A 22652-nucleotide genomic window follows, 5' to 3' on the forward strand; every position below is an offset into this window, starting at 1 on the left:
GATCACATCCGCGTCCAGTTGATGCTCGGCAGGTCTTCGACGCTATTGTCCGTCGGATTGCGCAGCACGAGGTTGAGGCTGCCATTCGCCTGGCCCATGGCGAAGATCAGCATCTCGGCTTCCGACGGCGTCACTTCGACCGTCACGTGATTATAGCTGCTATTGGCCTTGGTGACCGCACCTTCCGGTGTGGTCGCCGCGCCGACGGCGAGCACCTTGACGTTTTGCAGGAAGGTGCGGGTGACGACGCGGGTGCGTGAGCTGATGCCGAGCTTGTAGTCCTGCGCCTGCTTCCGGTAGGCGTTGATGTCGTTCTCGTCGGCGCCGGGATATTGGGTGAGATAGTTCTTCAGCATCTGCTCGACCGGCGAGGGCGGCTGGGCCGGAGCCTGCGGCTGCGTGGTTGCGGCGGGCGTCTGGCCGGGTGCGGCCGGTGGCTGCCCGGGCGTTCCCGGCTGCACCGCGGCGGGCGGCGCCACCGGTTCGACCGGTTCGTCGACCGTGCCGAGAATATCGACATAGCTGCCCGGCTCGACGAAATGGCCGACGGCCTCGGCGGCATTGACCGGCAGGGTCAGCGCCCGCTTGCCGGGCGCGATCATCGTCGTCAGCCGACCGCCGTCGGTATCGTCGAAATACTGGAAGAGCAGCACCGAGCCGGCCGGAATGTCGGCCGCCGCCGTCCGGTCCTTCAGCCATTCCTGATAGGCGCTGGCGGCAGGCACGGCGAGCTTGGCGAGCGCCCCGAAGCTTTCCGGCAGCATCACCGGTTCGGCGAGCATGTCGGGGGTGATCGCCTGTCCTCTCGTCACCTTCTTGTCAGGCTGGAGCCGCATGAAGGCATAGGCCACCTGCTCGTTCTTGACGCTCTCTGTCCAGAAGTAGAGGAGAACGCCGGTGATCAGGCCGACGATGACAGCGGCAATGAGCTTCCAGTTCATGGTGTTGTTCCTTCGACGAAGGGTTGCCTGATTTGAATGACCTCAACGGTCCTGCCGTCGGTTCTGCTTCTGGTGTAGAGAACATTGGCTTCGACGCTGCCGCGCCGGCCGTAAAGCGCGGTGACGCCGCCGCGCTCAGCCGGCGGCGTTTCGATGGTGAAGCCGTCGCGGACGAGCAGGTCGGCGCGCTCACCGGACCAGCGCGCGGCGGCGAGCGTGCCCTTCGACACGACCGTGCGCGACATATGGCCTTTGTCATGGTCGCCGATATCGCTCAGCACCTCGACGCCGGCCGGCGGACGCAGCGACGTCGGCAGCTTGGCGACATCGGCAGGGGCGGCGAAGGCCGGCAGCGTGGCGGCGACATTGTCGAAGCGGCTCATCAGCACTTCGGTCATCGGCGCATCGGCAGGCCGGCGGATCATGATCGAGACGCCCGGAATCGGCGCTCTCGCCGAAGGATCGTTCGGATCCTGCTGTCTCATATAGTCGAGCGCAGCCTCGCCGTCGCCGTCGAAGAAGCGCACGACAACGGCGAGATCGTCGCGGATGCGGCTGACCTTCGGGACGATCATCATGTTGGCAGCGATGACGGCGGTCAGTTCCTCCCGGTCACTGCTTTTCGGCATGGCCGGCCTGGTATTGGCGGCCAGCACCCGCAGCCACTCGTCGGTAATATCGGCAATGCTGCGATCGCTCTGGTAGGGCGTGAACTCGAGCGGCTGGCCGTTGATGACGAGATCGCGCGGCGCCCGTTCCGGCGTCCCGAGGATGCCGGCCAGCATCGAATTCAGCGTCACCCGGATATCCTTGTAGATCTCGGCGCGGCCCGGTGTAGCCATCACGGCGAGGCCGACGATCAGGGCGGTGCCGAGGAGATGAACGGAGATGCGTGATCGCTGTGCCATGTCACTTCGCCCCCGGAAAGACGCCGTCGAAGAGATCGCCGGAATCGCTGGCGACATCGCGGATTTCCCGGCGCAGCGTCGGGTCGTAGCCGCGCCGCGTGGTGTCGTTGTTGTGCGAGATAAACAGCGTCGAGTCGTCGACTGTGAACGCATCCTTCCAGCGGATGCTGCGGATGGTGTCGAGATCGTCGGAATCCCTGAACTTGTAGACGCGGTCGGCGGTCGCGGTGACGAGCTGCGGCTTCTCGTCGGCAAGCTCGCCGACCATATCGCCGAAGTCGCGACCATTGCCTTTGAGGGTTTTCTGCACGTCATCCCAGATAAAGGTCCGCTGAGGATCGCCGTCGCCTTCATGCGAAGGGGTGCGCGAGCAGTTGATCGCGTCTCCCCCGGGCAGGGCCGGCAAGGCCGGGATCGGGAAAACGTTGGAGAAATCAGAGGTGCAATTCAGGCCGCTCGCCTCGGCGAAGGCGGCATTGCGCATGGCAAGCATGGTCGCGACCTTCTTGGTGGAGATCTTGTTGGCGTGAATGACGAAGATCACGATCAGCAGGATAACCGGCGCGGCGAGCACGAATTCGATCGAGGCAAGACCGCGCCGATCGCGGTGCAGCCTCATCATGAACCCGCCGGCCGGAGCGCCGCCGGCCTGCTCAGTGTGTGTTGACGGCAGCCCAGGCATTGGCTCCTCCATTGTCGAAGACGCGCGTCAGGCCGGTGAAACTGTCGGCGGCCGGGCTTTGCTTGATGGTGCTGGAAACCGCGCCGGTATCGTCGGCGAGTGTCGCCGGCGCCAGAGAGGCAAGCCAGTCCTGCGTGTAGAGATCGAAGGCCGTGTAGTTATGGACCCAGCTCTGCGCCAGCGCATAAGCGGACGGCGTCTTGTCCTTGAACAGACGAACCTGGAGCCTGGCGCGCGGCGCACGCGAAACGATCGCCAGCGTCTGGTAGTCGGTAAGCTGGTCGCCGCCGAAGGGCGTGAAGTTAAAGGGAATGCGTCCCTTCAGCCAGTAGGGCTTCGGAAAGGAGAGAAGGGGCAGACTGACACCGGTCACCGAGATCGCCCCGCCCCCCGGGCCGCAGACCTGGTTCCAGATCATGTCGAACTTGCGGGTGAAGTCGTTCTCGTCCTTCGTCTGCGAGTCGGAGTAGCGCGGCGGCACGTCGATCGGCAGCTGGAAGGGGTTGGTGATGCCGAAGCCGACGCCGAAGACTTTGTCGGCGATCCAGAAGCTGGCATCGAGCGCCAGTTCCTGCCACCAGCTGAGATCGCCGGCATATTGCTCGACAATCGCCTTGAACGGGACCTTGCTCAGATAGGCCGGCCCAAAGGCTTCGTAGAAGATGTAGAACTCCACCAGCTGATCGTCGATGCCGCTCTCGTGGTTGACCCAGTCGCGGATATGGCTGCCGTCGACGCCGCCTGCCGTCAACGGACCCTTGCCGTTGGGGAAGCCGCGATTGGCGTATTCGCCGCGCATCAGGAACGGATCCTGTCCCTGGGTGCCATAGGACATGGCAAGGCACATTTCCGTATAGGCGGCGGCTGGATTGACGCCGTCGCGATCCACCGGCAGGTTGCCGCCGGCGCCTTCTCCGGCTTGACCGCAGGATTCGCAGGGCGGATGGAAGACGACGTGATCCGACTTGTTCAAACGAACCAGATGCAAGGCGTCGTTGCCGACCCGCTCGGGAAAGCTTTCGACCAGATAGTCGTTGAGATCGTTCATCGCGTCGATGATGTCGCTCGACTTGTTGATCAGACCCAGCGGATCATATTTGACCTGCGCCGCCACCGTATAGGCGATCGCCTTGGTGGCTTCGGTCGCCCGGAATCCCTGGAATGCCAGGCAAGCGCCGTAAATGATGCCGCCGACGATCGGAACCTTCTGCCAGCCGGGGCAGTAGGGCATCGGCGGCAGCGGCGGCAGGAGCGATGCCGGTCCGAAGCCTTCGGTGAAGGAATATTGAGCGAGTTTCGCCAGAATGGCGGCCGAGCGCAGGGCCAGTTCCGCGGTGGTCAGCTGGTAGGCGACCGAGGTCGCCATGACCACGGTTGCCTGCGAGGAGGCGACGTTGTTCATCGCCATGATGTTGAGATAACGCGCCTCCCAGTCGGCATGGACGAGTGCGGCGGCATCGGCGGTATCCTGCGTGCGCTGCTTGTCGTAGATCATCTGCCCGGTGTTCAGGATCCAGACGATCATCAGCGCCAGCGCGATCGTCATGTAGAGGATGATCGGAGACAGGAAGCCGCGCTGGTCGCGGTGCAGGCGATGGATGAAGGACGGTGTCATAGCAGGTTCACCTCCGCCGTCGAAATCGTATAGTAGCGCCCGTCCTTCCGCTGGCCGCGGGCAAAGACCCAGCCGGCATATTCGAGCAGCAGGAAGCGCGCTTCGACCTTGGCCGTCACGGGCACATGCGGCGAGCGGTTGATGGCGGCAAAGAGCGCCATCGGGGCGCGGTCGACGGTGACCGTGACGTTCTGCGGGTCGAACATGTAGCGCGCCTGGTTGCGCATCGCGCGCCAGTTCTTCGAAAGGCCCGAGGCGTCGGCAAGGCTCTTCAGCGCCTCTTCCGGCGGCTGGCAGGCGCCGACGCATTTCAGCTGGTCGTAGGGAGCGGCCGGGATCAGCGCCAGGCGGGCGGCAAGATCGGCCTTGCCCGCTGCAGCGTCGTTATCGCAGGTCTTGGGGCCGATGAAGCTGTGGATGGTGATCGGCAGGGCCGGGCAGAAATAGACGCGGGCGCTGCGGGCCGCCGCATAGGCGGCATAATGGGTGAAGAGATGGTTCTTCGCCAGGATGGTGAACTGGAAGACCACGAACATGAAGAAGACGAAGATCGGCGTGACCAGCACGAAATCCATCATCGTCGTGCTGCCTGAGATATCGCCGTGAAGCTCCGATATCCGCCGCCGGCGGGCGGAAAGCCGCGGCAGCAGCAGCATCGAGGTTAGCAACAGCATGGCGATGACAAAGGTGCCGAAAAGCGCGCCGTGATCCTGAGGGATCCAGAAGGTCCGCGAGTGCAGGATCGAACTCCAGAAAGCACCGTCGAAAGTGGGGCGTTCGAGTTCCGCGCGCATTGCCGTTACCTCACGAGGGCAAGAGGGGTGAAATCAGGCATGAACAGGCACCAGAGAAGTCCGAGAGCGGCGGCGACGCCGAAACGGACGGTATGATGGGTTTCGCGCGGCTTCAGCACCGAAGCGGCGCTTCGAATGCCGACAGGCAGAAGCAGGGCGAACAGTCCGACGTTCCGGGCCAGCGCGCCCCATTGAACCCGCCGCGCCATCGACAAAACCGCAATCATGCCGCCGATCATCAGCGATGCGAGCATCACGTCGATGGCGGGCCAGAGGCCGAGAACGGCGCCGAGCGCCGCCATCAGCTTGACATCGCCGCCGCCGCAGCTTCCGGCTGCGAAGGCGATAATGAAGATCGTGCCTGCAGCAAGCAGGCCGGCGAAAGCCAGGCCGATCCCTGCCAGACCGCCGCTGATCGCTGCCAGCATGAAGCCGGCAAGCAGGCAGGGATAGGTCACGGCGTTCGGGATGTGACCATGGCGGTGATCGAACACCGCCGCGGTCGTGGCGCAGGCGACGGCAAGAGCCGCCGCCGCTGGCGTCTGGGTCAGATCGTAGGTCATATCCATGACACGGATCCGCTTATTGGCCCGGCTCGGGGATCCTCTCGGCGCTGGTAAGGGCCTCGTTCTTCTCGTTGAACCATCCGGCGATCTTGGTGCCGAATGCGAGCAGGATCAGCATGAGTGGAATGACGATGAGGGCGACGGCCAGGACGATCTGGGCCATGTCGCCGCGTTCGTCCTTGTGAAGTGCAATTGCGAGAGTCTTGAGTTTTCCAAACATCTGCGTATTCCTCGTTCCTTGGTTTGTTTCGGATCGAAGACCTTAGTGAAGAAGAAGCAAGCATACGCTATCGATCCGAACCAGCACGTTGCTCGTTCCAATGATTTTTTCTGCTTCTGCTTTTCTTCCCCGGTCGCCAACGCTTGTTGAGCAACATCATTAAGACCCAAGAGTGCGCCCAAGGCCAGCCCTCCGTCAAGCAAACGGAAGGCAGGGTTCCAATTGTCTTGGAGGCGTCGCTTGAAGACATGCGGTTGACGGTGACGTTTTCACGCTAACAGGCTGATTAAGCATTAATTTTTTCGGGTGAGGCATGCAGTGAAGCCGTTTTTGCAAATATCGTCAGCTGCTCCATTATTGGCCAATTGTTTCAAGGTGATAGAAGAGACGGAGGCAACGCGCCCATAGTGGCGGGCGGGCGAGGGCGCCCCCATGGCATTGCTTGCCGATCTGGATTAAGCTTGTCTTCAATATTGGCTATGGCCCGTTAGTCGTTCCGGAGACAAAACCATGGAAACGATGAGCAGCGTCTTGATACTTGCATTGGTCCTCATTCCACTGATGCTGTTCTTTCCGACTGCGGTTCAGATGATGGTGACGCTGTTCGGCATGAGCTCCGTCCTCGTCGGGATGCCGCTCTGATGAAAGCCGTTTCCGACGACGCTGCCGAACAGGCGACCTTCCAGGTTCTGACCCGGGCGTTGGACAAGCTTTTGGCGCCCATCCGCTTCCTGCTCGAGGATCCGAGCGTTTCCGAAATCCTGATCAACGGAACCTCCGACATCTTCGTCGAAAGGCGAGGCAAGCTCGAACGCGCCGATACGCGCTTCGCCAGCCGCGAGGATCTGGAATCGGCGGCGCGCAGCATCGCGCAATTCTCAGGCAAGCGCCTGACGCCGGAGGAACCGAGCGTCGAAGCCCGCCTGCCGGACGGTTCGCGCGTGCAGATGATCCAGCCGCCGGCCGCCCGCACGGGGCTCTGCATCTCCATCCGCCGCTTCCTGAGAGAACATCGCAGCATTCGCGACCTCGTCACCCAAGGCAGCCTGACGGAGGAGTCGCTGTCCTTGCTGCAGGCGGCGGTCGGGCTGCAGAAGAATGTCATCATCTCCGGCGGCACCGGCACCGGCAAGACGACGATGCTGAACGCGCTGTCGGAAGCCTTCGCCGATCATGAGCGCGTCATCGTCATCGAGGACACCTCGGAGCTGCAGATCCGCAAGGAGCACGTCGTCTATCTCGAAGTCACCAAGCCCGACAGGTTCGGTCGCGGCGGCGCCAGCATTCGTGAGCTGTTCCGCTCTTCCTTGCGAATGCGGCCGGACCGCATCATCGTCGGCGAGTGCCGCGGCGGCGAAGCGCTCGATATGATCCAGGCGATGACATCAGGCCACAGCGGCAGCCTTTCGACCGTGCATGCCAATACGCCCTATGACGCGCTGCACCGGCTGGAAACCCTGGCGCTAATGTCGGATATCGATATGCCGCTGCGGCCGCTGCGCTCGCAGATCGCTTCAGCCGTCGATGTCGTCGTCCAGATTGCCCGGTTCAAGCGCACCGGGCGGCGGCGGGTGATCGAAATTTCCGAGATCAAGGGCCTCAATGAGGACGGCCAGTATATCGTCGAGAGCATCTACAAGCTCGACGGCGGCGGTCATTCCAACGCGGATGGCGAGCTGCGCTGGACAGGCGCCGTTCCGAGCTTCGCCGCGGAAGCCTTTGAGGAGCTGGGAAGCAGCCAGGCGGAGCTGCCGGGCTGGATGAAACCCGTGGCGACCGCTCACCGGCCTGAGTAAAGCGGAGATTGGTCTGGCCGAGCTCGACACGGTCGCGAGCGACCTCGCCATTCATCCCCTGGCCTAACCTGCGATCTTCTGCCAGACGGAGACATGTCGATCGCTGAGCTTTGTGAACGGCTCCTTTTTCCACCCGCCCCATCGGTCTTTGAGTTTCAGGCCGGCCAGCCGCGCCATAAGGTCGAATTCCGCTGGCCATGCATAACGAAACGGGACCGAGAAGCTTCGGTAGTTCCCGTCCCGCATCCGGATGTGATGGGACGTGAAGTTCTGGCTTACCACGTCGTATTCGTCGACGCCCCAATGCGTCTCGCTGCGGTCGAACGCCAGGATCGTCTCGCCGAGCGGAAGCCGCTGAAGCGGCGGGACGCCAACCTCGATCAGGAAGCGCCCGCCAGTTTCAAGATGCGCGGCCGCGTTCTGAAAGCAGGCGACCTGCGCTTCCTGCGACGTCAGATTGTTGATCGTGTTGAAAGCGAGATAAACGAGGGAAAAGCGCCGCTCGACACGGGTTGTCGCCATGTCGCCGATCACCACCGGAATGTCCGCGCCGCCCTCTTTGGCGCGAAGGCGAGACACCATCGCTTTCGAAAGCTCGATGCCTTCTACCTCCACCCCTTTCCGCGCAAGAGGCAGCGCCAGGCGCCCGGTTCCGATCGCGAATTCGAGCACCCGCCCGCCGCCTGCGACCTCGGCCAGGAGATCGACGGCGGGATCAACGACCTCCGGGGCCGAGATGCCGTCAGCGTCATCGTAGGTAGCCGCGACCTCATCGTCAAAAAAACCATCGTCGTGCATCTTGCTTACCTCTCTGAGAGCGGTTGCCTGAGGACCGGTCGTGCCATCACCTTGCCCGCCGCTTCGCGGGCAAGGCATCAATTGGTCCTAGCGATCGCGCCAGCTCGCCAATCTCGTGGCGGGCGACGCCTATGTCTTCCAGATCGCGGTCCGACAGCCACTGGAGTGCCTGTTCCGTTTCGCGCCGTTGCCACCAGCGAAGGAGGGCGGGCGCTGCAAACCGCAAAGCCGCCATCTTCGTCAGAAGGCTGGGAGCAAAACGATCCGAAATTTCAATGTGCCGGAGTTCGAATGTCATAACCTACGTCCAAGTTGTGTTGCGGTGATATCAATCTAGTGAACTGCCATCCGACGTGTTATCGGTAGTCTGTCAAATTATGTCTGTGAGACGCCATGATCGCCCGCGACAACCTGACCAATGTTCATCTGCCGGAAGACGCATTTGGAGACTATCCGCACACCGCCGTCGCTCAGGGTGGAGCAGAGCCCGCCGGGCGAACCTATTCTTTCCACGTGCACCACCGCGCCCAACTCTTTCAGATCGTGCGCGGTTCGCTGCGGCTGGAGACCGAGCGGGGCTACTTCATCGTTCCGCCTGAACGTGCCGTATTCGTGCCGTCAGGCGTCCTGCACGAAGTGACATACCTGCAGGAGACGGAGCGCAGCTACCTCTTCTTCCGGCCCGACGCTGTCGTGAACCTGCCGGCCCAGGTCTCAGTGATCGGTACGACGCCGCTCCTGCGCGAACTGATCCTGGCCTTCCTGGAAATACCGCGCGCGGAGGCCGGCAGTGCCCCTGCCGAACGGCTCGTCGCCGTCATTCTCGACCAGCTTCAGACGAGTCCGGTCGCGCCGCTATCGCTTCCCTCGCCGGCATCCGAACGCCTCCGGAGCATCGCTTCGGACATCCGCAACGAACCGGGTGCCGATTGGCCACTCGATGAACTTGCCTCGCGTGCGGCCATGTCCGCCCGCAGCTTTCAGCGCCATTTCCAATCCGAGACCGGCATGAGTTTCCGCGCCTGGCGTCAGCAGGCGAAACTCCTCAAAGCAGTGGAGTGGCTCGCCGCCGGCCGAAGCGTCGGCGATATCGCCTTCTCGCTCGGCTACTCGGGCCCCAGCGCCTTCATTGCGGTGTTCAGGACGGCCTTCGGTGTCTCCCCCGGACAATATTTTCAGGGAGCCTTTCCGGGTCATGGTGCCGGAGCTTCCGCGGGGCCGGCGCAATGACGCGTCCGCTGGCGCAAAACGGCAAAGCCAGCATCAGCGCCTGACGGTCAACCGGACCGTGTCTCCAAAGACGCAGCGAAAACGGCTCAGGCCGTCTCCGCCGCCATGGCCCGCCCGCCCGTGCCGCGGGTCATCGCTATGCCGCCCAGCAGGTTGCGAAGCTCCGCTGCGGTTCTGTTGGCGATGATGCCGAGCGCCAGGCCGCCTGATATCGCCAGCAGATGGAAGAGCGGAGCCGGCAGCACGGCCGCGGCTTGCGGCATCAGCAGTTCCGGCACGAAGCGGTGCAGCAGGTAGGTCGGAAAGGCGGAGACGGCGATCAGCGTCACCAGGCGCCCCAGCCGCACGGGCAGGGGAATGCGCGGCAGGTAGAGAAGCGCCATCAGCGCGGCGAAGATCGTCAGATATTTGACCGTCGTTCCGATCCAGAGCGTTTCCCAGAAGGCGAGATAACCGAGCACGGCGGCGGCAATGACCGTCAGGATGATCCGTTGCGCCGGCTTGCCGGCAAGGCCCGCGCACCAGCCGAACAGGCCGAGATGCAGGCCCCAGTAGAGGGTGAAAATCTGCCGCTGGCCGATATCGAAGACATGCGGCAGGGAAAAGCGCGCGGTGACCGCCAGCGCCAGCAGCGCGAGCGAGAAGGCGAAGGGGTGCGCCCGCGCGAGCCTGCGCACCATAGGCACGGCGAAGACAAGCGAGAAGACGAGAAGCGTCTGCGCATAGGCTTCGATGAACCAGTAGAGATAGGGAAGCATCTCGTGACGCTCCGGCTCGGCATAGCCGAAATTGCCGGTCAGCGTCACCGAAGCCCAGGGAATGGTGCGCCAGGCGAGCCCATAGGCGGCGACGATCAGGAAATAGGGAATGAGGACATTGATGGCAGGCCGCAGCGCATGGCGGAAATTGCCGGCGAGGAAATGGCCCGATTGGAAGCGCGCCAGGCTGAAGCCGACGAGGAGCAGCATCACGCCCGATCCGCCGGGAATGGGCCAGAGCATCTGGTGATGGATCACGACGAGCAGGATGGCGATCGCCCTCAGAACCAGATCGGTCGGCAGCGCCCTCAACTCTGCGCTCCGGCCGGACGCGGCGTCCCGCGGGCCGATATCGAGCTCGGCGATCCGCTTTTGCTCCCAGCCTTCCGGCAGCTCGATGCCAAGCCGGTCGAGCGCCATCGTCAATTGCAGGAAGCGCAGCGAATCGCCGCCGAGCGAGACGAAGCTGTCGTTGCGGCTGACCGTGTGGGGGTAGAACACTCCCGCATAGGCATCGAGCACGCTGGCCGCCACCGCGCGGCTCGTCTCGCGTGCCGCCAGCATCTCAGCGCTCAGGGCCGCATAGTCGACCTTGCCGGAGGCAAGCCTCGGCAGCGCGCTTCGCGCCCTGACGCTAACCAGGTTCGCCGGAAGATGGCTCGCCTCGACCAGCATCTGGAGCGCCCGGTCGGCCTCACGTGCATCGCTCACATTGGCCTGCAGACCGTGATCGTCGCCGACGACGGCAGCCGCGATCCCCGCTTCGGCCAGAACCTGCTCCATGATGTCGAAGCCGATGCGCAGCCCCGCAACCTTGGCGAAACGGCTCTTGCGGCCAACGATCCGGAAAAAACCGTCCGCGTCGCGCATGGCGATGTCGCCGGTCATCAATGCCGCGACCTCGGCCCCGCGCTGAAGATCGGATCGATCGGCGCCATAGCCCATCATCACGTTCGGGCCGGCATAGACGAGTTCTCCGGCGACACCGGGTCCGTCGAGCGGCTGCCCGTCATCGTCGACCAGGCTGAGGCTGCCGCCGGGAATGGCGATGCCGATCCGCTCTTCATGGTCGCCCAGGCTTTCCGGCGGCACGAAGGCGATGCGGGCGGCGGCCTCGGTCTGGCCGTACATGATGAAGAAGCGGCCGCCGTTCGCGCGCATATGGTCACGGTAGAGGCGGATCAGTTCGGGCGCCAGCCGGCCACCGGCCACCGTCATGAAGCGCAGCGCCTTGAACGCGTGGCTTCGAAAGCCCGTCTTTTCCATCAGCTCATAGGAATAGGGCACGCCGGAAAGATTGGTGCAGCCGCTTTCGCCGAGCAGCCGTGCAAAATCCTCGCTCACCACGGAGACGCCCGGCATGAAGATGCTGCCGCCGGCAACCAGATGCGAATGGAGGACGGAGAGACCGTAGGAATAGTGAAGCGGCAGGACGAGCGCGGTTCTATCGGCAGCGGAGAGCTCAAGATAGGAAGCGATCGCGCGCGCATTGGCGTCAAGATTGGCATGCGACAGGCGAACGGCCTTCGCCAGCCCCGAACTGCCTGACGTCATCAGCAGCAGAGCGAGGTCCGGATGCAGCGGCGCAGCACTTTGCCCGAGCCGGCTTTCTTCCACGAGCCGCCAGCGGCCATCGGCCAGGCGGTAGGTGAAGTCGGGCTGAAAGGCCGACAGAAACTCGCGCCACAGCCTGTCATCGCAGGGCGGCAGCATCGCCACCGCATGGCCGGCGCGCAAGGCGCCGAGATAGGCGACGATCGCATGTTCCGAGATCTCGGCAGCAATCGCCACGAGCCGCTTTTCCCCGCCTCCCAGCCGATCGGCAAAGCGCCGCGTCCGGGCGTCGAGCTCGGCGTAGGAGAGCGTCCGCCCGTCCGGGAAGATCAGGGCAGGGCGATCGTCGGCGCGGGCGATTTCGGAAAACAGGTTGTCGGGGATCATGCTGACGCTTCGAATTGGCAGAAAACTGGCCGAAGCGCGTATAATCCTTGACTATCGCAGTCAACTAATTTCCAGGTGCATATCTGCGGCGCGCCAACTGCTGCGGTCCTCGCCCGCGCTGGGGGAGCGGTGTCGTCACCACCGCAGCGGCTGTTTCATCGGGGCGGCGAGTGCAGCTTGCAACGTCGGATGGCTGTTCGTTTCAATCCGGTCGCAGCCGATGTCAATCACCAGCGCGCGTGGCGGCGCGTTGACGTTTCCGTAATCACGGCAAGCGCCTTTGCTTGCCGGGTGGCTCTTTTCTCATAGGATTTCTGCGCCATCTCTTGCCGGGGCAACCAGACAGGGTGCTTTATGGACGAGACAATCGAACAGCTTCTCGATCTTTCCGCACAGACGGAAACGCTGATGGCGGTCTATGATGGCGATGACCGGCTGCGCTATGCCAACAGCGCCTTCCGCTCAGCCTTTTTCATCGAGCCGGAGGAAACGCCGCTCTGGCCGGATCTGATGCGGCGCAATTTTGATCTCGGCCGCGGCACCGTCATCCGCACGGATAATTTCGAGGAATGGCTGCGCTCGACCCAGTCGCGCCGTGGCAAGATCGGCTATCGCGCCTTCGAGACGGATCTTGCCGACGGCCGCTGGCTGTGGATGACCGAGGCGGTGCAGAAGAACGGCTGGATGCTCTGCATCGCCAGCGACATCACCCGTCTCAAGGTCCATGGTCGCACAGTCCGGCAAGATCGCGACCAGGCGATCAAGGCCTCCTACACCGACGAACTCACCGGCGTCGCCAACCGCCGCTTCGTCATGGCGCGCGTCGAAGACATGCTGGCCGCCGTCCGGCATGGCGGCAGCGGCTGCCTCGCCGTCTTCGACATCGACAATTTCAAACGCATCAACGACCGGCTCGGCCACCACGCCGGCGATCTGGTGCTGCGCGATTTCGCCCACCGCATCCACCAGAATGTCCGCCGCAACGATTGCTTCGGCCGGGTCGGCGGCGAAGAATTCCTGCTCGTCATGCCGGCCACCGGCCCGGAAGACGCGCTTGCCATGGTCGAGCGCATGCTGACGGTGATCCGCTTCTCCCGGCCTCTGCCGGACTCGCCCGACTTCAGCTACACGTGTTCTGCCGGGATCGCGGCGTGCGTGCCGACGGACAGTGCATCGGAGCTTTATCGGCGGGCGGATCAGGCGCTTTATGATGCGAAGATGAGCGGGCGGGATCGGGTGCGGGCGGCGTAGGGGCCGGACAGCAATGCCTTGCCCGCTGAGGCGGGAACCGAGGTTGTTAGATGAGATTTACTAAATTCCTGAACTGTTGAGCTGGGGCTGTCGTCATCTTCCCAGGGCGAGGGTATCGAGCTGCGATCGAGCTTGGCCAAGGGTGAAGCATGACAATTTACTTTCGAGCTTCACAATAAAAGGATTTGTATTCCAGTTATTGATCATCCGGGCCAGGGATGTTTTTTATCTGCATCAAGCCTTTACCGATCATCTTCCCCTCGGCACTGCGGTTTGGACTTCCTCCGGGGCCCGGCGGTGAACTCAACTCCACCTTGTTGTCGTTAAGTTCCAACTCCGTGCCACCTGGCCTAAGCGAAAGCGTTCTTGTATTGTCTCAGCTCAAGTTCCAAACCCAACTTACATCAATTAAATGGACCTCTAATGAGTGCGCGCCTATCGACAGCCATTAGAATCGGAGAGGCTGCAAGGGGAATTTTTCGAAAAACTCAGAGCTTTCCAGGCCCAGAATTCGGAAAGCACGGAGAACTAGGTGAAAGCGAACACGTCGGTGTTGAACCGATGCTTTTGGCGCTTTCCATGGAATTGGCACTCAAAGCCTGGTTCGTTTTCGACTACGACGATCCAAAAGTTGTCAAATCGCACAACCTGATGAGGCTATTTGATAGCCTCAAGCCCGAAAGCCAAGAGAAACTCGACGCGGAGTTCAAAAGGTCAGTGCTCCCGTATCATCCCATCGGGTTCTCCATCGACTACAGCATTCGTCACATTCTGTATCAGCACCAATATGCCTTTACTGACTGGCGCTACCTTCACGAAGCAGAGAAATCGATGATGTTCGACCAGGGTGCTTTTGAGGCAACGCTCGAAATGGTGCTTCGTGAGTTCGAGAAAAGATATCGCATTGAACGGGTGATGCCGATTTGGCAATCCTGAATACAGTCTGGACCGGAGAAGTCCCGATGCGGCCTTAAACATTCATTCTAAGCGTAGCTTCGGCACAGAAGCTTTCCTCGTCGGAGCGGAAGGCTAATGACTGCATCAGGTCGACAGCGGCCGGGCGGCTATGCGCCCCATTCCGGCCACAGCTTGCATTCTAGCAGCCTCCCGGCGCATCGGTGAGAGGCCAGGGTTGCGTCGAAAGCAGCTTGAATCGAAGCTCTCTCAATTTGCCCCGCCTTGCTTTGAACGATGGCTGCTCTCAATAATCATTGTGTGGAAAAGCATCAGCCATCCTGGTGGTGCGTTGGCCAGGCAGCCCATAATCTGCCGATGATTCAATGCCCTTTCTGCACCGCCGAATTGAGCCGCATCGCCTTTATGGACGATCAAGTCGTCGCGCTTTGGGATTCCTTTCCGGTGTCACCCGGACATCTGCTCATCGTTCCACGACGGCATGCGGCGACATGGGACGATCTCTCCGCGGACGAGAAGCAGGCTATCTGGCGAAACATCGACAGGGCAAAATCCGACATCGAACGAAAGCACAAGCCGGATGGTTACAACGTCGGTTTCAATCTGGCTGAGGCTGCAGGACAAACTGTCTTCCATTTCCACCTGCATGTCATTCCGCGCTACTTGGGTGACATCGACGACCCGAGAGGCGGAGTCAGACACGTTATCCCGAACAAGGCCAACTACCTAGCCCAAGAGGTCAGCGGCACCGAAGAGGTAAAGCGACTGGTCACTGGCGGAAGCGACCATCTTCTGCCCCATCTCATCATGCATATGGACCAGGCGAATGCCTGCGACATAGCGGTAGCATTTCTGCTGGATAGCGGCGCAAGACTGATCGTGGAACATCTGAAAGATTTTCTGGCCCGCGGCGGACGTGCCCGCATTCTCGTCGGCGACTACATGGAAGTGACCGAGCCGATCGCACTGCGGCGTTTGGCCGATCTCGGCGGCGACCTGATGCTCCGGGTCTTCGAGGCTACGGCGCAGGGATTTCACCTCAAGACTTATATCTTTCTGTCGGACAAGGAGGGCGTGGCATTTGTCGGCAGCTCCAATCTGTCAGAGGCGGCCCTGACCACATCGATCGAGTGGAACTACAAGGTCATTTCGAGCCACGACCGAACGGCCTTCCCCGAGATTAGCAATGGATTCGATGACCTCTTCAATTCCTATAGCGCCGTCTCCGTCACGCCGGAGTGGATCGACCGCTATGAAAACCGAAGAAGCCCACTAGGCTTTAAGGAGGCTGGCATGGCATACGAGCCGCCGCTGCCTCCTCCCGAACCCCACGCGATCCAACGCCAGGCTCTCGCAGCGCTCGAGCAAACACGGCAGGATGGGTACACAGCGGGTCTGGTGGTGCTTGCTACGGGTCTCGGCAAGACCTGGCTGGCGGCCTTCGACAGCGATCGCTTCGAATATCGTCGCATCCTCTTCGTCGCCCATCGCGAGGAAATCCTCAATCAGGCGATCGAGACATTCCGGCGCGTGCGGCCGACCGCTCGGATCGGAAGATTGTCGGGCGATCACAAGGACACGGATTCCGATCTCCTTCTCGCCTCCGTTCAAACTCTCGGCAAGCCGAACCAGATCAGGCAATTTCGGCCGAACACCTTCGACTATATCGTCATCGACGAGTTTCATCACGCAGCCGCAAGCACCTATCGACGCATCATCGATTATTTCGAACCGAAGTTCCTCCTCGGTCTCACGGCGACACCGGAGCGAAGCGATGGAGCTGATCTCCTCGGTCTGTGTCAAGAGAACCTCGTTTTCCAGGCCGGCATCCATCTGGGGATAGAGGGCGGGCATCTCTGCCCCTTTCATTACTTCGGCGTCCCGGACACTGTAGATTACCGAAACATCCCCTGGCGAAGCGCGCAGTTTGACTTGACAGAACTCACCGCTGCTGTCGCCACGGAAGCACGCGCGCAGAACGCGCTCGAACAGTACCGACTACGCGGCGGGACGAAGTGCATCGGCTTCTGCTGCTCCCAGACACACGCGGATTTCATGGCCGATTTCTTCAACCGCCATGGGGTGTCGGCTGTCGCCGTCCATGCCGGCATCAATTCGGCACCTCGGGCTACGTCTCTGCAGAGACTGGAAGCGGGCGAACTCGAGGTAGTGTTTTCCGTCGACATGTTCAACGAAGGTGTCGACGTCCCGAGTATCGATACCGTGTTGATGCTACGGCCAACGGAATCGACGATTATCTGGCTGCAACAACTCGGCCGCGGGTTGCGAAAATCAGCAAACAAGAACCGTCTCGTCGTCATCGACTATATCGGCAACCATCGTATTTTCCTCACGAAGTTGCGTGCGATCGCATCCATTGCGAATGTCGATGCGTCGTCCGGCGGTCATGTCCGCGAGTTTCTGGAAAGGCTGCAGGGCGATCAAATCGCTTTACCCACCGGCTGTGAAGTGACCTACGATCTCGAGGCAATCGAAATACTTCGCATGCTGGTGAAGCCGGCAAGCACAGAGAATGCTCTGGAAGACTTTTACCGCGACTTCCTAGAGCGGCATGGCGTTCGGCCCACGGCGTCAGAGGTTTTCCACTCGGGTAACAATCCGAGAAGCAGCAGCGAGCGCTCGTGGCTCGGATTCGTGGAACGAATGCGTGGGTTGAGCGATCTGGAGCGATCGATCTGGTTGGATCATCGAGATTTCTTTCTCGAGATGGAGAAGACCGAACTAACCCGAAGCTACAAGCTCATGACGCTTCTCGCGCTGTTCGATGAGGAGACCGTGCGGGACAGTTGTGCCGTCGATGAGATCGTCGAGCGCGTCGCGCAGTTGGCCTCTCGAGTGCACAAGCTGCAGCAGGACTTCTCTGTCGATCTCGCGGATCGGAAAGCGCTCAAATCGCTGCTGCTAAGGTTTCCGATCGATGTCCTAACGAAGCTGCGGGATAGCGAGGGCGCCCCCTATTTTACTTTGACGGAAAATCAATTTGGGCTAGTAAGAGCGACAGGGGACCGAGAGACGTTCAGCCAGATTTTGCGGGAAATCCTCGATTGGCGTCTTTCGCAATATTTGACCAGAAGCGGTGTTTCCAACGAGCTGGCAGATGCTGTTTGTCGCGTCGCCCGAAACACGAGCGGACAACCTATCTTATTCCTCCCGACGCCGTCCGGTGCAGGGCAGCTGCCGGAAGGTCCTCTGGATGTTTTTGTAGACGATCAGCCGATGGAGGCTACAGTTGCCAAGATCGCGATTAACGTTGTGCGAAGAGCCGGCGATCCGTCCAACCGCTTGCCCACCATTCTTCGCGGATGGTTCGGCGACGATGCCGGACTTCCGGGCAAAGGCGATCGTGTCCGCTTCCGGTTCCAGAGCGATGTTTGGCGCATGGAACCGATGGGCCTACAGAGTCAGGCACAGGCAGGCCTTCGGCTGTGGGAACGCTATTCGCGTGAGATGATCCCTCAAGCCTTCGGCCTAAACTTCGATCAGGCGACATGGAACGCTGGTTTCGTGCCAAAACCGCCTCACATCTTTCTGCTCGTCACCTTGGAGAAGGAGGGGATGATGGACGAGCATCGCTATGCTGATCACTTCACCTCAGCCACGGAATTCTCCTGGCAAAGTCAGAACAGAACCAAGCAACGATCGAAGCACGGGGAGATGATCCGCGACCATCAAGCATTGGGTCTTCACATCCACTTGCTGGTCCGCAAGACGAAGAAGATCGGACCAAAGCCGGCACCGTTCATCTATTGTGGCGAAGTGGATTTCCACACGTGGACAGGCGACATGCCGATTACCGTGACATGGCGACTGCGGCAGGCGGTCCCTTCGATGCTTCTGTCACAGCTGAAGAGCTGAACTGTTGATGCTTGTACCTTCATCAGAACGCTGATGGCCGATAAACGGCGGGCTGTGTACGTCAATGCGGTGGTGATTTCCGTCTTTAGGTCAACTTGCCGAGATGCCGCGGCGGCTAAGCGCCCTGGTAAGGGTCATCCAGAATAGCTTCACGACGCCTGCAAGCGGTCGTCGATAACGGTCGGGTGAGGCTTCGAACAAAATATTGTTGAGGAATACCTGCCGGAGGTTGTGCGGGGTAACACGGCAGGTAAATTCGAACATCAACAATGATGAAAAGGCTATTCGGTGAGCCACGAGATCGAAGATCGCGTAATCTCTCTCGGAAGTGAGCTTGCTGCAATACCTGAACGCCTTCTGTTGGCTCATGCTCGTGGCGAAGTCCTGTTCATTTGCGGCGCAGGGATTTCCAAACCAGCAAATCTTCCAGATTTTCGTGAACTCGTGATCGACGTTTACGCGCGTCTTGACACCAGCGTTCATGCCGTTTTGGCTTGTTTGCCTGCTGGGGTGTGCAACCACTGGCACACAGATTGCAATGGATTGACGGAACGCCAGACAGCTGAAGTCAAGCGATTCATAATCGGTGACTATGACGTCGTTCTTGGCATGCTTGAACGGCGTTTAGACGATCAGACTAGAGGCGACAGCCAGGTCCGGCGTGTAGTGGCCGAACGTCTTCGATCTGGCCCCAACAATCCGGCACGAATCCATCGGGCACTCATGCGCCTCGCCGATCGAGGCGGGGCGAGGACTATAGTTACGACAAATTTCGATCTGCTGCTCGAAATAGCAGCCCGGCGGCTTCGATCGTCCGTCCAGACCTACGCGCTGGGCTCCATCCCTCGACCTTCAAGACACGCAGATTTCTCAGGTGTGCTTCACATACACGGCGCCCTCGATAGAAACCTGTCTCGCTTTTCCGAGCTCGTGTTGTCGGATCAGGATTTCGGTGAATTCTATCTGCGGCGGCGTGTCGTGCCAGACTTTATCTACGATGCGGCGCGCCTCTTCCACCTCGTTCTAGTTGGATATAGCGCAAACGATCCACCGATGCGCTACCTGTTAAATGCTGTCGCTGCCGATGGGAGTCGCTTTGACGACCTGAAAGAACGATTCACCTTCTTCGGCACGGGTTCGCCCGATCCGGTACCATTGGAGGATTGGAAGGCGCGCGGGATTACACCAATCCACTACGATTCGAATGGCAGCCACACTGCGTTGCTGGCAACGCTTGAGCGATGGTCCGAATTATCTGCCGTTAATGGGAAGAAAGAAACAATTGACGCTGAGCTTCGCCGGATTGTTAGGGCTACCCGGGCGGCAGCCACGGACCATGACCGCGACTTGTTCGATCACCTTTTCCGCCGAAGCAATGCGAGTGAACGGACACGATTGGCCTCGCTAGTGTCTGATGCAAAGGCAAACATCGACTGGCTCGATGCCATCGTGAAAATTGGTGGCGAAAGAGAGCGAGGGTGGAAATGATCCGACCCATCGCCCATCTCGACCCACAGGATCGCGACACGTTCCGAACGACGATCGCCTTTCTGCATAAGCGCCTAGCGGAGCAAGGCACGATTGACTGGGCGCTTCGCCTAAAACCAGGTCAGCGTATTGAACGCGTCGCGATTGAGTACTTGCTAAGCAGTCCAGGCGCGAAGGACCTGCGAGGACCGTGGGCAACGGCTTGGCGCCTGATTGAAGAAAGCTGGTCTTCACGCGTTGCCGAAGTAGGCGATGGAACGGCGATCTACGATATTCAAGCACGCCTGAGCGGCGGCGATCGTTCTGGTGCCATTGTTGCCGCCATCGTGAATCTTGTTGCTCCACGCCTCAAGGTCGAGCCGATTGAATCCTGGCGCTGGCAGTTCGTGAAAAAGCCGCGGAGCCCTAAGACCTTCGAACACCTTATTTCAGCGGGTCTGACGAGTGGGGATCTGATCGACCTTAACGTCCTTGGACTTGCCAACATCACAGACATTCAATTCCTGAAGTCGTTGGCGAACGCTCTTGAGGCTGCTGTGAATCACGGTCTCGATATCGCTGGCCGCACAGGTTGGGACGAGAAACGCTCATTCCTCGGACTGGGATTGCTCAACCGTGTCCACTACACACAGGCCGGGAGGGGAGCAGGCGATGAGCAGGAGCCAGATGCCTATCATCGCGGCATTGCCCCCTCAGTGAAGCTCCTGCATGCCGTTGTTGCGCGCATTGCTAACCTTGACCCCAGCTCCGCCCAACCATTTCTCTTGCGATGGAGCCTAGATGGTTGCCCATTACATGTTCGCCTCTGGGCCGCCTTGTCCCGGAACAGTCAGTTGACCTCGCCTGAGAGGGCTGGGGCCTTTCTCTTGGCGCTCGATGATCGCAAGTTCTGGGACTTGCATTTGTTTCCTGAGATCGCGGAGCTGCGGGCAGCACGTTTCGGCGATCTGGACACGAGAACGCAGAAGGTTATCGTGAAACGCATCCAAAAAGGTCCTCCGCGCAATCATTGGCCAAAGAAAGCCGAGACGGCAAAAGTCAAGCATGCACGTCTTTACTGGGCGGTTCGCGAGCTGAAGCGTATCGAGGTTGCCGGTGGCCAACTCCCTACAAGCTCAAAGTCATGGCTTGACGCTCATATTGTGCAGTTTGCCGATCTCGCCGCAATGACAAGCGATGAAGGTTTTCCAGAGGGGGCGACTGTCAGATCGGTTCCTAGCAACCCCGATGATCGTTACGACGCACTCGAGGGTACAGCCCGACTGCGCGCGCTTGAGTCGGCGCTCTCTGCGAGCCGCGGCGGCTGGGATGACGATCCCGCGGAACGGGCGAACGATTGGTTGCAGCAACCGGAAAAGGCAGCGCTTATCCTCGGCGATTTCGAGGTAGTCGGAAACGGCGGAGATGAGTTCCCCAAAGTCTGGAACCGTTTCGGTTGGGCACATTCTCCAAGGCCGCCAGAGCCTACCGGCAATGCACCGCGCGATCTTGAAGACGAGGCAATAAGAGTCCTGGCACTTCTGAACCAACTCTCAGTAGAAACGCTGTCGGTCGCGATTGAAGGCATTAGCGCTTGGCTGGACGCGTGGAAAAAGCAGATTGTGGCCGCACCGTTGGGGCTACTCATATGGCTGCGGGTTTGGCCGATCGCTGTTGAGGCGACCAATATCAGACCGGAAAAGGGCGACGACGTCGATCTCAGTGTCACAGCCCGTTCCATCGACGATGATCGAGAGCCGATGGATCTCGACACGCTCAACACGCCTGCCGGAAAACTCGTCGGTGTGTTCTTGGCGGCATGCCCGACCCTCAGCCCCGCTTCACAGGCATTTGCGGTAGGATCGACAGAACGGCAAATGCGCGACGCTGTGATTGCCTCAACGGGGCGAAGCAGCTTGATTGCTCGGCATCGTTTAATCGAGGCGCTGCCGTACTTCCTCCGCACTGATCCTGAGTGGACGCAGCAACATCTCATTGCCCCTCTGTTGAACGACGATGGCGCATCACTCACGCTCTGGCGCGCTATTGCTCGGCGGACCCATTTCACCGATGTCTTGAAGATTATCGGCGGTGCGATGGCGGAGCGAGCGACAGATCGGCGGCTCGGGCGGGAAACTCGGCGAAGACTGGCCTTCAGCATCGTAATCGAGTCGCTTCACGCTTTCCGAGAAAGACGCGATCCCGCCGTGCCCAACTCGCGAGTTCAACAAATGTTGCGCACGCTCGACGACGAAGTTCGTGCATCGGCGGCGAACGCAATCCAGCAATTCGTCCGCGAGCTTTCTGCGAAGGCACCTGAGGAAGGCCAGGCTGACGGTGAAGAACCTGAAATACCTACAGCCGCGGCGGCACTATTCCGGTCGGCGGCTGCACCCTTCCTTCGTGACGTGTGGCCACAAGAACGCTCTCTGGCAACGCCTGGCGTCAGCGGCGCTCTTGCCGATCTTCCTGCGACCTCAAGAGAAGCTTTCGCCGAGGCCGTCGATACAATCGCGCGCTTCCTGGTGCCTTTTGAATGTTGGTCTATGGTGGACTACGGTCTTTACGGCGAGAACAATGGAGAGAAAAAGCTCGCGCTCATAGACGATGAACCCAAAGGGAAGGCTTTGCTGCGTTTGCTTGATCTCACCGTCGGAACCTCTGAGGGAGCCGTGGTCCCACGTGATCTAACTGACGCACTGGATCAGATTAGAGAGGTCGCGCCTGTTCTTGTGGATGCACCTGCCTTCCGCCGCCTTTCGACCTCCGCTCGTCGGTAGATTTGCCCCGCATTGGGATCGCATTCGCTGTTTTACTTCCAGAAGCTGCCAATCCGCGATCGGCTCCAAATCAGACGGTGCATCTAAACCAAGCCGATGTCAGCTAGTGGCGAA

16 protein-coding genes and 1 pseudogene are annotated in these 22652 nt (G+C 60.5%); 7 read left to right on the top strand and 10 right to left on the bottom strand.

The features are described 5' to 3' along the window. Positions 1-2: 2 nt before the first annotated feature. The 7 genes from CO660_RS12320 to CO660_RS12350 are packed head-to-tail and all read right to left on the bottom strand — an operon-like array spanning position 3 to position 5726. Positions 3-941: an RcpC/CpaB family pilus assembly protein gene (locus tag CO660_RS12320; protein WP_085780996.1), complete on the bottom strand. Its 939-nt coding sequence runs from the start codon at positions 939-941 to the stop codon at positions 3-5. Then, the gene (locus CO660_RS12325; protein WP_097598918.1) at positions 938-1849 is read right to left on the bottom strand and encodes a hypothetical protein; all 912 of its coding nucleotides are present in this window, start codon (positions 1847-1849) and stop codon (positions 938-940) included. Before CO660_RS12325 ends, CO660_RS12320 begins: the two co-directional genes overlap by 4 nt. A 1-nt stretch (position 1850) precedes the next feature. Then, entirely contained in the window at positions 1851-2531 is a 681-nt protein-coding gene (locus CO660_RS12330; RefSeq protein WP_097598919.1) for a hypothetical protein, read from the bottom strand. Then, positions 2503-4146: a Tad domain-containing protein gene (locus CO660_RS12335; protein ID WP_097598920.1), complete on the bottom strand. Its 1644-nt coding sequence runs from the start codon at positions 4144-4146 to the stop codon at positions 2503-2505. Before CO660_RS12335 ends, CO660_RS12330 begins: the two co-directional genes overlap by 29 nt. Further along, on the bottom strand, positions 4143-4940 hold the full coding sequence (locus CO660_RS12340; RefSeq protein ID WP_097598921.1) for a TadE/TadG family type IV pilus assembly protein: 798 nt from the start codon (positions 4938-4940) through the stop codon (positions 4143-4145). The genes CO660_RS12335 and CO660_RS12340 overlap by 4 nt, the downstream gene beginning before the upstream one ends. Positions 4941-4945: 5 nt before the next feature. Beyond that, a complete protein-coding gene (locus CO660_RS12345; protein WP_097598922.1) occupies positions 4946-5509 on the bottom strand; it encodes a prepilin peptidase in 564 nt (187 codons plus the stop codon). 13 nt (positions 5510-5522) lie between these two features. Then, positions 5523-5726: a hypothetical protein gene (locus CO660_RS12350; RefSeq protein ID WP_085781002.1), complete on the bottom strand. Its 204-nt coding sequence runs from the start codon at positions 5724-5726 to the stop codon at positions 5523-5525. A 479-nt stretch (positions 5727-6205) separates the two neighbouring features. On the opposite strand from CO660_RS12350, the pseudogene CO660_RS12360 reads away from it, so the two are divergent. Further along, a pseudogene (locus CO660_RS12360) lies at positions 6206-7522 on the top strand (ATPase, T2SS/T4P/T4SS family). Positions 7523-7585: 63 nt separating this feature from the next. Here the strand turns inward: CO660_RS12360 and CO660_RS12365 are convergent. After that, positions 7586-8320, bottom strand: a complete 735-nt coding sequence (locus CO660_RS12365) for a class I SAM-dependent methyltransferase (RefSeq protein ID WP_097598924.1) — start codon at positions 8318-8320, stop codon at positions 7586-7588. Between the two features lie 46 nt (positions 8321-8366). After that, complete coding sequence (locus tag CO660_RS12370) at positions 8367-8618, bottom strand: DUF1127 domain-containing protein (RefSeq protein ID WP_097598925.1); 252 nt, start codon at positions 8616-8618, stop codon at positions 8367-8369. 95 nt (positions 8619-8713) lie between these two features. Between CO660_RS12370 and CO660_RS12375 the strand changes: the two genes are divergently transcribed. Next, positions 8714-9550: a helix-turn-helix transcriptional regulator gene (locus CO660_RS12375; RefSeq protein ID WP_097598926.1), complete on the top strand. Its 837-nt coding sequence runs from the start codon at positions 8714-8716 to the stop codon at positions 9548-9550. 86 nt (positions 9551-9636) lie between these two features. Here CO660_RS12375 and CO660_RS12380 read toward each other — a convergent pair whose 3' ends face one another. After that, complete coding sequence (locus CO660_RS12380) at positions 9637-12249, bottom strand: AMP-binding protein (protein WP_097598927.1); 2613 nt, start codon at positions 12247-12249, stop codon at positions 9637-9639. A gap of 354 nt (positions 12250-12603) precedes the next feature. On the opposite strand from CO660_RS12380, the gene CO660_RS12385 reads away from it, so the two are divergent. From CO660_RS12385 to CO660_RS12410, 5 genes are all read left to right on the top strand, one after another. Further along, the gene (locus CO660_RS12385) at positions 12604-13500 is read left to right on the top strand and encodes a GGDEF domain-containing protein (RefSeq protein WP_097598928.1); all 897 of its coding nucleotides are present in this window, start codon (positions 12604-12606) and stop codon (positions 13498-13500) included. Positions 13501-13923: 423 nt separating this feature from the next. Beyond that, the gene (locus CO660_RS12390; protein ID WP_176536279.1) at positions 13924-14436 is read left to right on the top strand and encodes a hypothetical protein; all 513 of its coding nucleotides are present in this window, start codon (positions 13924-13926) and stop codon (positions 14434-14436) included. A 255-nt stretch (positions 14437-14691) separates the two neighbouring features. Further along, positions 14692-18291, top strand: a complete 3600-nt coding sequence (locus CO660_RS12395; protein ID WP_097598930.1) for a DUF3427 domain-containing protein — start codon at positions 14692-14694, stop codon at positions 18289-18291. Positions 18292-18579: 288 nt separating this feature from the next. Further along, positions 18580-19779 (top strand): SIR2 family protein, encoded by a 1200-nt coding sequence (locus tag CO660_RS12405; RefSeq protein ID WP_141504840.1) that lies wholly within the window; start codon positions 18580-18582, stop codon positions 19777-19779. Next, positions 19776-22538, top strand: a complete 2763-nt coding sequence (locus CO660_RS12410; RefSeq protein WP_097598933.1) for a hypothetical protein — start codon at positions 19776-19778, stop codon at positions 22536-22538. The genes CO660_RS12405 and CO660_RS12410 overlap by 4 nt, the downstream gene beginning before the upstream one ends. The last annotated feature ends 114 nt before the right edge of the window (positions 22539-22652 follow it).

The organism is Rhizobium sp. L9 (assembly GCF_002531885.1).
Taxonomy (GTDB): Bacteria; Pseudomonadota; Alphaproteobacteria; order Rhizobiales; family Rhizobiaceae; genus Rhizobium.